Genomic DNA, 13639 nt, shown 5'->3' with positions numbered 1-13639 from the left:
AGGGTGTGAAAGAGGGGTATTTCGACTGATGGAAACAACCCGGCCGTGCGGATTGCGTCGCGCGTCATGCGGGAAAAAATGCCGGTCTGGCACGATCGACGCGACGGGACGAGAGATGTCGCTTGGCGGTTTGTCCGGCTGTGAGGCGCGCGGCGGCAGGCGCGTCGCGCGCCAAGGCGGCCGGACTGCATCAGCCAGAGTCCCATCCAGCGGCGTAAGCTACGGTCTGCGGCTCGAAACCCGGGCTCACCGATGCTCACTGACAAAGGAGACTTGTTCGCATGGCATCCGCTTCTCATGGCCAGACCACCGGCGCGCGTCTGGTTGTCGATGCGCTCGTTCATCACGGTGTCGAACGCGTGTTCTGCGTGCCGGGCGAGAGCTTTCTCGCCGTCCTGGATTCGCTGCACGACGAAACCAGCCAGATACAGACGATCGTCTGCCGCCACGAAGCCGGCGCGGCGAACATGGCCGAGGCGGTCGGCAAGCTGACGGGGCGTCCGGGCGTGGCTATCGTCACGCGCGGGCCGGGCGCGACGCACGCGTCCATCGGCGTGCACACCGCTTTCCAGGACTCGACGCCGATGATCCTGCTGATCGGCCAATGCGCGCGGGATCACATGGATCGCGAGGCGTTTCAGGAAATCGACTATCGGCGCATGTTCGGGCAGATGGCGAAGTGGGTCGCGCAAATCGACGATCCGCGCCGCGTGCCGGAATATCTAAGCCACGCGTTCCATGTCGCGATGGCGGGACGACCCGGCCCGGTCGTGCTGGCGTTACCCGAAGACATGCTGACCGAAGCGTGCGATGCGGCGCCGCCCGTGCCGCGCTATCAACGCGTCGCGGCGGCGCCGTCGCAGGCGCAGATGGAGCGCGTGCGCGAACTGCTCGCCAACGCGAAGACACCGTTCGTGATCGCGGGCGGCAGCGGCTGGACCGCCGAGGCGACGCAGGACTTCGCGCGCTTCATCGAGCGCTGGCAGTTGCCGGCGGGATGCGCGTTCCGCTATCAGGACACGCTGCATAACGAGCATCCGAATTACGCGGGCGATGTCGGGCTCGGCATCAATCCGGCGCTGGCCGCGCGCGTGCGCGAAGCGGACGTGCTCTTCGTTCTCGGCCCGCGCATGGGTGAATCGACGACGGGCGGCTACACGCTGCTCGACATCCCTAAGACGAAGCAGACGCTGATTCACGTGCATCAGGGCGCGGAGGAACTGGGCCGCGTGTATAGCGCCGATCTGCCGATCGTCTCCGGCATGCCCGAGATTGCGTCGATGCTTGCCGCGCTCGAACCGCCCGCGCAGATCGCGTGGTCGGGCAGCGCCGAGACGGCGCACGCCGCGTATCTCGAATGGCGCAAGCCGCGCCCCATGCTCGGCGATGTCCAGCTCGGCGAGATCATGCGCACGCTTTCTGAGCGCCTGCCCGAAGACGCGATTCTCACCAACGGCGCGGGCAATTACGCGACCTGGCTGCATCGGCATTATTCGTATCGGCACTTCCGCTCGCAAGTTGCGCCGACGAGCGGTGCGATGGGTTACGGCGTGCCTGCGGCCATCGCGGCGAAGTCGCTGTATCCGCAGCGCACGGTGATCGCGTTCGCGGGCGATGGCTGCTTCATGATGTCGAGCCACGAACTCGCCACGGCGATGCAGTACCAGCTGCCGGTGATTTTCGTGGTCGTGAACAACGGGCAGTTCGGCACGATCCGCATGCATCAGGAGCGGCACTATCCGCATCGGGTCCATGGCACGGGGCTGACGAACCCCGACTTCGCGGCTTATGCGCGCGCGTTCGGGGCGCACGGCGAGCGGGTCGAATCGACGGAGCAGTTCATGCCGGCGTTCGAGCGCGCTGTGAGTTCCGGATTGCCCGCGGTGATCGAGATTCGGATTCCGGCGGATCAGAGCACGCCGGGCGCGACGCTCGAACAGATTCGGGAGCAGGGGAAGCGCTGAGGGCTGGTTCAGCCGGTTAGCCCCGTCCAAACGAAAACGGCCCGGTCGCACACGACCGGGCCATCCAAAACAGCCACTAAACCTTACTTCCCACCCACGCTCTGCAGCGTCGTCCACTTCCCGCCAACGACCTTATACAGCGTGATACCGCCGTTTTTCAGATCGCCCTTCGAGTCGTACGCCAGATGCTTCGTGGTCACGCCTTGCATGTCGGTCTTGGCAAGCAGCGGCAGATACTTTGCCGGGTCCGTCGAGTTGGCCGCCTTCATTGCGTTGAACATGGCCATTGCGCCGTCGTAGGCGTACGGCGAGTACGTCTCTACGTCTTCGTTGAAGCGCTTCTTGTACTTCGCCGTGTAGTCCGCGCCGCCAGGCATCTGGTCCATCGGCAGGCCGGCGAGCGATGCCACCGTGCCATCGGCCGCGTCGCCCGCGATCTTGATGAACGTGTCGGTCTTGACCATCTCGCCCGCCATCAGCGGTGCAAGAAAGCCAAGCGTCTTCATTTGCTTGGCCATCGGCGCGGCTTGCGAATCCGCGCCGCCGTAGTACACGAGGTCAGGATTCGACGACTTGATCTTGGTCAGAATCGCCTTGAAGTCGACAGCCTTGTCGTTCGTGAATTCGCGCACGACGATGTTGCCGCCCGACGCCTTCGCTGCCTTCTCGAACTGGTCGGCGAGACCCTGGCCGTAAGCCGTGCGGTCATCGACGATGGCGATCTTCTTCACTTTCAGCGTCTTCACCGCGAACTCGCCCGCGACCGAGCCTTGCTGCGTGTCGGACGTCATCATGCGGAAGGCCGTCTTGAAGCCTTGCGTGGTGTACTCCGGCGCGGTTGCCATCGCGATTTCGGGGATGCCGGCATTCGCATAAATGCGCGATGCCGGAATGGTCGTGCCCGAGTTGAAGTGGCCGAGCATGCCCTTGATGCCGTCGTCGACGAGCTTCTGCGCGACGGTCGTGCCCGTGCGCGGGTCGGCCTGATCGTCCGCCGAATCGAGCACGATGCGAACCGGCTTGCCGCCGATCACCGGCTTCGTGGCGTTGAAGTCCTCGACCGCGAGCGTGATGCCGTTCTGGAAATCCTTGCCGTAGTGCGCCTGCGCACCGGTCATCGGCCCGGCGAAGCCGACCTTCACATCTTCTGCTGTTTGCGCGAACGCAGTCCCCGCGAGCGACAGGCCGGCGAGCGTCAGGGCGGCTGCCAGCTTGTTCATCGTGTGCTTCATAGCTTCTCCTAGTACCAGTGTGAATGGCAGCTCGTCGCCGGGATCGCCGTGCCTGCTGCCGTTTGTTTGAATCGAGCGCGAGAGGATACTTCTCAACCGATCGTCATCAAATTCGCATTGCCGCCCGCCGCCGCCGTGTTCACGCTCACCGAGCGTTCCGTCAGCAGACGTTCGAGCGCATAGTCTTCGCCGTCATGATCAGCATCGGCGAATGTTCCCGCCGCCACGCCCTGCACCGATACGATCGGTCCCGGGCGCTTCGCGACTTCCTTCACGAGCGACAACAGTTCGTCGCTGTCGCCTTCGAACAGCACGGCGTCGAACTCCGCCGCCGCGTCTTTCCTGACCGCGGCATACGGCTTGAGCGATGCCGGCAGCGACGCCGCCAACTGCTCGCCCGCCGAACCGGCGAACAGCGCCTTGTTGCCCGTTGCCAGCACGGCGGCAAACTGCGCCCGCGCGCCGCTCGGGGTTGCCGCCACGCACAGCACCGTGCCGCGCGCGCCGAGCGTGTACGTGTTGCGCTCGCCGGTCGGACCGGACAGCACGGCCGTCGCGCCCGCGAGCACGTGTTGCAGATAACCGTCGCAACGCGCCGCGGTCTGCGGATCGCGTTCGCCGATGGACCAGTCGCGCAGCGCCGTGAGAGCGGCGGTCGGGGCATCGGCGGATGCCGCCTTGTCCACCACGAGCGCGCTTGCCAGCGACTTCGGCAGTCCAGTGGGACGCTTGGCCAGCAAGCGCTGCAAGTACAACGCGCCGCCCGCCTTCGGACCCGTGCCCGACAAACCTTCCCCGCCGAACGGCTGCACGCCGACCACCGCGCCGATCACATTGCGGTTCACGTAGATGTTGCCCACGTGCGCGCGCGAGATGACATGCGCGATGGTTTCGTCGATCCGCGTATGGATGCCGAGCGTCAGTCCATAACCGGTCGACCGAATTTGGTCGAGCAGTTTATCAAGAGACGAACGGCGGTAACGCACCACATGAAGCACCGGGCCGAAGACCTCGCGCTTGAGTTCGTCGATGCCGTCGAGTTCGATCAGCGTCGGCGGCACGAATGTGCCTTGCGCGCAACCGTCCGGCAGCGGAAGTTGCACGACCTTGCGGCCCTTCTCGCGCATCTGCGCAACGTGCGCGTCGATGCCGCGTTTCGCGTCGGCATCGATCACGGGACCGACATCCGCCGACAGCCGGTCAGGATTGCCCACCGCGAGTTGCTTCATCGCGCCGGTCAGCATTTCGAGCGTGCGATCCGCGACATCGTCTTGCAGACAAAGAACGCGTAGCGCCGAGCAGCGTTGACCCGCCGAGTCGAACGACGACTGCATGACGTCCGCGACGACCTGTTCCGCAAGCGCCGAGGAATCGACGATCATCGCGTTCTGGCCGCCGGTTTCGGCGATGAGCGGAATCGGGCGGCCGTCCGGATCGAGCCGTTCGGACAGCGTCTTGTTGATGAGGCGCGCGACTTCGGTCGAGCCGGTGAACATCACGGCGCGCGTGCGCGGGTCGGCGACGAGCGCTGCGCCCACGGTTTCACCGTTGCCCGGCAACAGTTGCACGGCGCCCGGCGGCACGCCCGCTTCGCGCAGAATGCGCACGGCTTGCGCGGCGATCAGCGGCGTTTGCTCGGCTGGCTTCGCGAGCACCGGATTGCCAGCCGCGAGCGCCGCCGCGACCTGACCCATGAAAATCGCGAGCGGGAAGTTCCACGGGCTGATGCAGACCACCGGTCCGAGCGGACGATGCGTGTCGTTCGAAAATTCCTCGCGAATCTGTGCGGAGTAATAGCGCAGGAAGTCGATAGCCTCGCGAATCTCCGATACCGCGTTCGCGAGCGACTTGCCCGCTTCGCGCACGACGAGGCCCATCAGCGTGTGCATCTGCGCTTCGAGCAAGTCGGCGGCGCGCGTGAGGCAGTCGGCGCGGTCATCGACGGGCGTCGCTTGCCAGATCGGCGCGGCGGCCACCGCGTTGGCGATCGCGGCGCCGACTTGTTCCTTCGACGCTTCCACCACCGTGCCGACGAGATCGCGCAGATCGGCGGGATTGCGAATGTCGCGTGCGACGCCGTTGTGCGGATCGTCGCCTTCGAGCATCGGCTCGGCGCGCCACTGATGATTCGCGCTCGCGAGCAACGCCGACGACAGCGACGCCAGGCGATGCTCGTTCGACAAGTCCAGACCCATCGAATTGGGCCGCTCGTCCCCGTACAACTGACGCGGCAGCGGAATCTTCGCGTGCGGCGCGCCGAGCGGCACGATCTTCTGCGCTTCGTCGATCGGGTCTTCGACGAGCTCCTTCACGGGGATCGATTCATCGGCAATACGATTCACGAACGACGTGTTCGCGCCGTTTTCGAGTAGACGCCGCACGAGATACGCGAGCAGCGTTTCGTGCGTGCCGACCGGCGCATATACGCGGCATGGCCGGTTCAGCTTGTCGCGGCCCGTGACTTCTTCATAGAGCGGTTCGCCCATGCCGTGCAGGCACTGAAACTCGTACTGGCCGGGATAGTAATTCTGTCCCGCGAGGTGATAGATAGCCGACAGCGTGAACGCGTTGTGCGTCGCGAACTGCGGATAGACGGCATCCGGCGCGCCCAGCAGTTTTTTCGCGCAAGCAAGATACGAGATGTCCGTATAAATCTTGCGCGTATAAACCGGATAGCCTTCGAGGCCGTCCACTTGCGCGCGCTTGATTTCGGTATCCCAATACGCGCCCTTCACGAGACGAATCATCAGCCGATGCCGGCTGCGACGCGCCAGGTCGATCAGGTAATCGATCACGAACGGGCAGCGTTTCTGATAACCCTGCACCACGAAGCCGATGCCGTTCCAGCCCGCGAGCGCCGGGTCGAAGCACAGCGCTTCGAGCAGATCGAGCGAGATTTCAAGGCGATCCGCTTCTTCCGCGTCGATGTTCAGGCCAATGTCGTAACGACGCGCGAGCAGCGCCAGCGCGCGCACGCGCGGCAGCAGTTCGCTCATGGTGCGTTCCTGCTGCGAACGCGAATAACGCGGATGCAGCGCCGAGAGCTTGATCGAGATGCCCGGGCCTTCGTAGATGCCGCGCCCGCCCGCCGCCTTGCCGATAGCGTGAATCGCCTGCTCGTAGGACGCGTAGTAACGCTGCGCGTCTTCCTCGGTGGTCGCGGCTTCGCCCAGCATGTCGTAGGAATAGCGGAAACCGCGCGCCTCGAACTTGCGGCTGTTCGCGAGCGCTTCGGAGATGGTCTCGCCGGTGACGAACTGCTCGCCCATGAGGCGCATCGCCATGTCCACACCCTTGCGGATCAGCGGCTCGCCGCCTTTGCCGATCATGCGCGTCAGCGCCGACGACAAACCGGCCTCGCTATTCGTCGTGACGAGCTTGCCGGTGATCATCAAGCCCCACGTCGCCGCATTCACGAACAGCGACGGCGCCTGGCCCATGTGCGAACGCCAGTCGCCCTTGCTGATCTTGTCGCGGATGAGCGCGTCGCGGGTCGCGCGGTCGGGAATGCGCAGCAGCGCTTCGGCGAGACACATCAGCGCAACGCCTTCCTGACTCGACAGCGAGAACTCGTGGATCAACCCTTCCACGCCGCCGCCCGTGCTCTTCGCGCGCAAGGCTTCGACGAGTCTGGTCGCGAGCTTTTCGGTATCGGCGGAAACGCTGGCCGGCAAGCGCGCTTGTCCGATCAGGAACGGCACGCATTCGGGTTCCGGGCGACGATACGCCGCCGTGATCGCCGCGCGCAACACCGACTGCGGTTGCACGTTCTGCGCGAAATCGAGGAAAGGTTGCGGCGCGCTGTCGTCATCGCCCTCGACGGCTACGGTCTCGCCGGGTTCGCCCGAGCCGTTCGTGCCCGAAAGTTCCGGCGGAAGCTGACCATGCTCGATACGCTCCAGATAGGCGAAGATCGCCTGCTTGATGAGCCAGTGAGGAGTGCGCTCGAGCCGGGTCGCGGCATCTCTGAGCCGTGAACGCAGCAGATCGTCGACTTTGACGCCAAGGGTTGTGCTCGCCATGATTCCTTCGTTTGCCGGACGTGCTCACCCGGCCGTAGACCTAAAAGTTGGCGAATCGTACTCCGCTGAAAAAAAAGGTGCAACCGACAATTTCGAGAGGGTTGCACCATGTTGGAACCCTTGTGGGACAAGGCTTTGCGCGATGCAACGCCGAACGGACATTGGCGGAAATCACCTAGTAGTTTCCCTAGGCGTTTTTATTTTGGGACATGCCCTAAGTAATTGCCCGAGTGCAGCCGATATAAACGCCATGCGCGCCGTCGGCGCCACATTCCGCGGAGGACCACCGCGGGGCTCTCGGAGAATAACGAGCATGAGCACTTGGATGGTGATAGCCAGCGTTTGGGTGATGTTCGCAGTGTGCGTCGTCTTGTTTGTGCGAGGCGCATCGCCGCATGTAGGCCGTTCGGACGATCTTCACGACGACCTCGAATCCGCATCTGGAAGCGCCACGCGCGCCGAGTATTAGACGTCCAGCGGATCCACTTCCACGTTCCAGCGCAATACGCCCTTCAGCGCGCGCAACTCCGGTTGCCACGCGCGCAGGGCGGATTGCAGCGCAGCCCGCGAGCTGCTTTCGAGCAGCAATTGCGCGCGGTGCACGTTGAACACTTTCACGATGGTCAGCGGCACGGCATCGTAGACCGTCACGCGGTCCGCGCCCGGCAAGGGCGCGAAGGCGGCCGCCGCCTGCCCGAGAAACGCCAGCGCCGCTTCGAGCGTGCGGCCTTCCGCGCGCAGCATGGCCTGATAGACGAATGGCGGCAGACGCGCGTCGCGACGTTCCGCAAGCGTCGCGTTGGCGAATCCCACGTAATCCTGCCGCGATAACGCCTGATACAGCGCGTGACGCGGATATCGCGTCTGAATCATCACTTCGCCGGGAAGTCCGGCGCGACCCGCGCGGCCGCTCACCTGCGTCAGTTGCGCGAAAAGCCGTTCGCTTGCGCGAAAGTCGTGAGAAAAAAGCGCGGTGTCGGCGTTTAGGACACCCACGAGCGTCACACGGCGGAAGTCGTGGCCCTTCGCAATCATCTGCGTGCCGACGAGAATATCGACCTCGCCTGCATGGACATCCGAGAAAAGCGCCTGCGCGCTGCCCTTGCGCCGCGTGCTGTCCGCGTCGATGCGCAACACCCGTGCGCCGGGAACCACGCTCGCGAGTGTTTCCTCCACGCGTTGCGTGCCGCGTCCCATTGGCGCGATATCGATGTTGCCGCATTCCGGGCATGCCTTTGGAATGCGCGATTCCCAGCCGCAATGGTGACAGCGCAACGCGCGCTCGGGCTTGTGAAGCACGGCGTAGGCGCTGCATCGCGGACAGCCCGCGACCCAGCCGCAGGCGTCGCACGACAGAATCGGCGCATAGCCGCGCCGATTCAGGAACACGAGACTCTGTTCGCCGCGTTCCAGACGCGCCTTCAGCGCTGCGATGAGCGGGCCCGACAAGCCTTCCACGGACGCGCGCCCGCGCTGCCTTTCCTCTTCGAGATCGATGAGCCGCACGCTTGGCAACGCCGCATCAGCGACGGCGCGGCGCTTGAGCGTCAGGCGCGTGTAGCGGCCCTGCTCCGCCTGCCACCAGGTTTCGAGCGATGGCGTCGCCGACCCGAGCACGACGGGAATACCAAGCTGCTTCGCCCGATAGATGGCCAGATCGCGCGCGGAATAACGCAACCCTTCTTGCTGCTTGTACGCCGGGTCGTGCTCTTCATCGACGACGATCATCGCCAGTTTTGGCTGCGACGCGAGGATCGCGAGGCGCGTGCCAAGCACGATGCGCGCGCTTCCCGTGTGTGCCGCGAGCCAGTTGCGGGCGCGTTCGCCCTCGGCAAGACCGCTGTGCATCGTGACGATGGAACCGGGCGCAAGCATCGAAAAACGATTGCGGAACGCCGTCTCGAACTGCGGTGTCAGGTTGATTTCGGGCACGAGTACGAGCGCCTGCGCATCCGCTTGTCTGGCGAGCAGCGCGGCAAGCGCGTGCAGATAAACCTCGGTCTTGCCGCTGCCCGTCACGCCGTGCAGCAGAAATGGCGCGAAGCCTTGCGCGCTCGCGATGGCATCGACGGCTTTGCGTTGCTCGTCGGTCAGGCGCGGCGGCGCTTCGGTCGCCGCGAGCGTCGGCGCGTGATCCGCCGGCGATGCGTCTTCAACGCTTTCGATCCAGCCGCGCGTCAGCCATTCGTCGAAAGTCGCGCTTGCCTTGGGATGTACGGCGCGCGCTTCGGACAAACCCAGCGTCTCGCTCGATCCCAGCGCTTCCGCCAGCCGCCGCAACGCGCTCGCCCGCGCGGGCAAGGCATCCGGAAGTTCGGCTCGTCCGGCTGCCAGCATCCGGTAACGCGGCTCGACCGCGAATAGGCGGTTCCAGCGCGATGCGTCGCGTAGAGCTTGCGGCAAAGCGGGCAGCGCAACTTCGCCGAGCCCGCGTTGATAGTATTCCGCCGCGAACGTCGCGAGCCCGATCCATTCGGCGGAAAGCGGCGCGCAGGCATCGCAGATGGCGCTTACGTGGCGCAGTTTGTCGGCTGGGACGTCGGTTGAGGTCGCGATTTCGCAGATGAGCCCAACGACATCGCGCCGCCCGAACGGCACCTGCACCAACGAGCCGACCACAGGCTCGACGTCGAGTTGACAGACGTAATCAAACAGCACGGACATCGGCTGATCGATAGCGACGCGCACATAGAGGCCGCTCATGCCACGCGACGCCTTTCGGCAAGCCACGGCGGGCTTTCCGACAATGACATCAGGCTTCGCGCGACGAACTTAAAGTAAAACATCAGAATCGCTGGTAAACCGAAGATTATTTTTAGATTTCCGATGCTTTCCACAGGCCTGTGGATAACTTTGTTGAGAAGTGCATTACGGGCTGCCGCAAACCGTGTCGCCGATCACTTATGTGCGTCGGCCCACATTTCGGGCAGACTACAACAAACATCAATACAAACAGGTACTTACGCAACAAATAGCGACATTTAATTGATCGAGGATGGCGATATGTCTGATGGCGCGCCGCAACGTACAAAATGTGTATAACTGCTGTCTTGACATCTTTCGATTCCACCAAGGGCGGGCGTTTCAGACAAATCCGACGATTTCTGAAACGCTGCACCCGACGCTATCGCGCTGCACTGCACTGCAACATACGGTTTAGCGTACCAACGCGGCCGCGCGCATCGCCCGGCTGTGCGAATGGACTTCATCGACCAGTTCGGCAACGTGTTCGGGCGGCGTGAACTGCGAAATGCCGTGGCCGAGATTGAAGACGTGTCCCGGATGATTGCCGAAGCTTTCCAGCACGCCACGTGCTTCGGCGCGAATCGCCTCGGGCGGCGCAAACAGCACGCTCGGATCGATATTGCCCTGCAACGCCACGCGAGCGCCCACTTTCTCGCGCGCCGCGCCGAGGTTCACCGTCCAGTCTAGCCCGACAGCATCCACGCCGATTGACGCGATCTGCTCAAGCCACAACCCGCCGCCCTTCGTGAACGTAATAACCGGGACCCGCGCGCCGTCGTGCTCGCGCTTGAGGCCTGCGACGACCTTCGCGATGTAGTCGAGCGAGAAGCGCTGATACGCGCCGTCGGCGAGTGCGCCGCCCCAGGTATCGAAGATCATGACCGCCTGCGCGCCGGCTTCGATCTGGGCGTTGAGATACGCGACAACCGCTTGCGCGTTCACATCGAGAATGCGGTGCATGAGATCGGGCCGCGAATAAGCCATCGATTTCACGGTGCGATGATCGTCCGAGCCGCCGCCTTCCACCATGTAGCACGCAAGCGTCCACGGACTGCCCGAGAAGCCGATGAGCGGTACCCGCTGACGGCCTTCCGCGTCGGTGAGCGCGCGGCGAATCTGGCTAACGGCGTCGGTGACATAGCGCAGCGTGGCGTCGATGTCCGGCACGGCCAAGCGCTTTACGTCGTCTTCGGTGCGCACCGTGCGTTCGAAACGCGGACCTTCGCCTTGCACGAAGTTCAGCCCGAGGCCCATTGCGTCGGGAATGGTGAGGATGTCGGAGAAGAGGATCGCCGCGTCGAGCGGATAACGTTCGAGCGGCTGAAGCGTCACTTCGGTGGCGTAATCGGGATTCTTCGCAAGACCGAGGAAACTGCCTGCGCGTGCGCGCGTGGCGTTGTACTCGGGCAGATAGCGCCCGGCCTGACGCATCAGCCAGATTGGCGTGTATTCGGTCGGCTGCCGCAAGAGCGCGCGCAGAAAGGTGTCGTTCAGGAGAGTGTGGGCCACGGCGCTCGATGCTGAATGCGAAGAATCGTCCATTCTACCGGACGATGCGCGCGTCATCGGCGGCTGAGAGTGATGTTCAGACTCACGCGCGCTCGTTATGATCGACGGCGGCAACCAATACGAATAGAACACGGAGAATCGATGAAACGCGCGTTTTTAACGTCCATTAGTGTCGCAATCGCCGTCTTTGCCGGGTCGATGTCCACCACCGCACTTGCTCAAACGGTGCAAGCGGGAAGTGTCGGCACCGTGCCCGCGCCTCCGCCGCCCGTCGCGCCGCCCACGCGGCTCGACGACATCCTCGGGCGCCACACGCTGCGCGTCTGCACGACCGGCGACTACAAGCCGTACACGTTCCTGCGTACGGACGGACAGTTCGAAGGCATCGATATCGACCTGGCGGAAAGCCTCGCGAAGTCGCTTGGCGCCAAGGCCGAATACGTGAAGACTTCGTGGTCGAACCTGATGAACGATTTCATCGACAAGTGCGATATCGCGGTCGGCGGCGTATCGACGACACTCGACCGGCAGAAGCGCGCCTTCTTCACCGCGCCATATATGGAGGACGGCAAAACGCCAATTGTTCGCTGCGATGACGTGGACAAGTATCAGACCGTCGAACAGATCGATCAGCCGAACGTGCGCACGATCGTGAATCCCGGCGGCACGAACGAGCGCTTTGCCAAGCAGTTCTTCCCGCATTCGCAGTTGATCGAGTACCCGGACAACGTCACGATCTTCAAGCAGATTCTGGACGGCAAGGCAGATGTCATGGTCACGGATGCCTCGGAAACGCTGCTTCAGCAGAAGCTCAATCCAGGCCTATGCACCGTGCATCCGGACAAACCGTTCCAGTTCGGCGAAAAGGCGTATCTGTTGCCGCGCGGCGATGTCGTCTGGCAGCAGTATGTCGACCAGTGGTTGCACCTCGCGCGCGGTTCGGGCGAGTTTCAGGCTGTAGTGGACAAGTGGCTCAAATGAACGATCAGCGCGCGGCGCGCAACCACTCGCCCGCGCGCTCGCCGATTCGACGCAGCCAGGCAAGCGCGGCTTCGGATCGCGGATGCATGCGGGCGAAGCCGTGCGTCATTTCCGCAGCGTCGATCAATTCGACGCGGCCGCCGTTGGTTTCGAGGAAGCGCTTGAGTTCGTGGGCATCGTCGTAAAGCGGGTCGTAGGCTGCCGCGACGATCAACGCGGGCGCAGGCGTCCGCTCGAACGGCTCGGCGAGCGGAAAGGCGCGCACATCATGGGCGTCGGGCATCACGCCGGACAGGAACTGAGTCCAGTACCACTTCATCTCGTCGTTGGTGAGGCCGGGGCCGTTCGCGTTTGCAAGACAGCTCGCGCTCTCGAATTGCCGCCGCATCACCGGATACAGCAGAAGCTGGAGACTGACGAGACCGGCCACGCGCTCGTTCGCGCCGCGCGCCGCGACCACCGAGAGATGCGCACCCGCGCTATCGCCACCGACAGCCAGCCGGTCCGTCGCGAAGCCAAGCCGCGAACGATGTTCGGCGAGCCAAATCAGCGCGTCGAGGGCATCGTCGCAAGGCGCGGGAAATGGATGCTCCGGCGCCAGCCGATAATCGACGCTCGCGACTGCGCACTGCGAATCGCGCGCGAGGCGGGCGACCAGCGCATCATGCGTCTCGATATCGCCGACCACCCAGCCACCGCCGTGAAAGTAGACGATTAGCGGCAGCGGACCGTTCGCCGACTTCGGCTTATAGATGCGCGTGGCAAGCGTGCGCCCGGCAAGCGGAATTTCGATGTCCTCGACGAAAATGGTTTCGTCCGGGGCCGGGGCGTAGGCTTTCGCCACTTCGCTGAAGCGCTCGCGCACTGCCTTCGCGTCGGCATCGGGACCGAGCGGCGGAAAAGCTTCGGCGACGGTGGCGTAGTAGCGAAGCAGAGCGGCGTCAATGGTCATACGAGTCTCCAAGTGCGTCTTTTACGGGAAGTTTTGGCGGTTCAGGCCGAATGAGTATCGATTTCATACGTGCGCCCGTTCGATTTTCCCGGAAAATGCCGATTAACGCAGCGGCCCATATAACCGGAAAAACTCCGGGAGTTTTAGCGGATCGAATAAATCAGCTTAATAACTGACAATATCTGCACGGCTTTGTACGCATCCGCGACCGAAAATTTAACGAGAGCCTTATGG

Annotated in this window: 7 protein-coding genes; 2 read left to right on the top strand and 5 right to left on the bottom strand. The window is 63.6% G+C overall.

The features are described 5' to 3' along the window. The first annotated feature begins 281 nt into the window (after positions 1 to 281). Positions 282 to 1964 carry a thiamine pyrophosphate-binding protein gene (locus ACYQ47_RS21985; RefSeq protein WP_459906858.1) on the top strand — a complete coding sequence of 561 codons (1683 nt, stop codon included), beginning with the start codon at positions 282 to 284 and terminating at the stop codon, positions 1962 to 1964. Positions 1965 to 2047: 83 nt separating this feature from the next. Here the strand turns inward: ACYQ47_RS21985 and ACYQ47_RS21980 are convergent, their stop codons facing one another. The 4 genes from ACYQ47_RS21980 to hemE form a co-directional block, all read right to left on the bottom strand. Further along, positions 2048 to 3196 (bottom strand): branched-chain amino acid ABC transporter substrate-binding protein, encoded by a 1149-nt coding sequence (locus tag ACYQ47_RS21980; RefSeq protein WP_459906856.1) that lies wholly within the window; start codon positions 3194 to 3196, stop codon positions 2048 to 2050. Positions 3197 to 3288: 92 nt separating this feature from the next. Then, on the bottom strand, positions 3289 to 7218 hold the full coding sequence (putA, locus tag ACYQ47_RS21975) for a trifunctional transcriptional regulator/proline dehydrogenase/L-glutamate gamma-semialdehyde dehydrogenase (RefSeq protein WP_250526401.1): 3930 nt from the start codon (positions 7216 to 7218) through the stop codon (positions 3289 to 3291). Between the two features lie 465 nt (positions 7219 to 7683). Further along, on the bottom strand, positions 7684 to 9921 hold the full coding sequence (locus ACYQ47_RS21970) for a primosomal protein N' (RefSeq protein WP_459906854.1): 2238 nt from the start codon (positions 9919 to 9921) through the stop codon (positions 7684 to 7686). Positions 9922 to 10374: 453 nt separating this feature from the next. Beyond that, positions 10375 to 11472 carry a uroporphyrinogen decarboxylase gene (gene hemE, locus ACYQ47_RS21965; protein ID WP_459906852.1) on the bottom strand — a complete coding sequence of 366 codons (1098 nt, stop codon included), beginning with the start codon at positions 11470 to 11472 and terminating at the stop codon, positions 10375 to 10377. 141 nt (positions 11473 to 11613) lie between these two features. Between hemE and ACYQ47_RS21960 the strand changes: the two genes are divergently transcribed. Next, entirely contained in the window at positions 11614 to 12453 is an 840-nt protein-coding gene (locus ACYQ47_RS21960; protein ID WP_250509673.1) for a transporter substrate-binding domain-containing protein, read from the top strand. Positions 12454 to 12457: 4 nt separating this feature from the next. Here ACYQ47_RS21960 and ACYQ47_RS21955 read toward each other — a convergent pair whose 3' ends face one another. Beyond that, positions 12458 to 13405 carry an alpha/beta hydrolase gene (locus tag ACYQ47_RS21955; RefSeq protein ID WP_310394451.1) on the bottom strand — a complete coding sequence of 316 codons (948 nt, stop codon included), beginning with the start codon at positions 13403 to 13405 and terminating at the stop codon, positions 12458 to 12460. Positions 13406 to 13639 lie beyond the last annotated feature (234 nt).

The sequence above is a fragment of the Caballeronia sp. HLA56 genome (genome assembly GCF_054655155.1).
The sequence above is the reverse complement of the archived record's forward strand: the minus strand, read 5'-3'. Positions and strand labels throughout refer to the sequence as shown.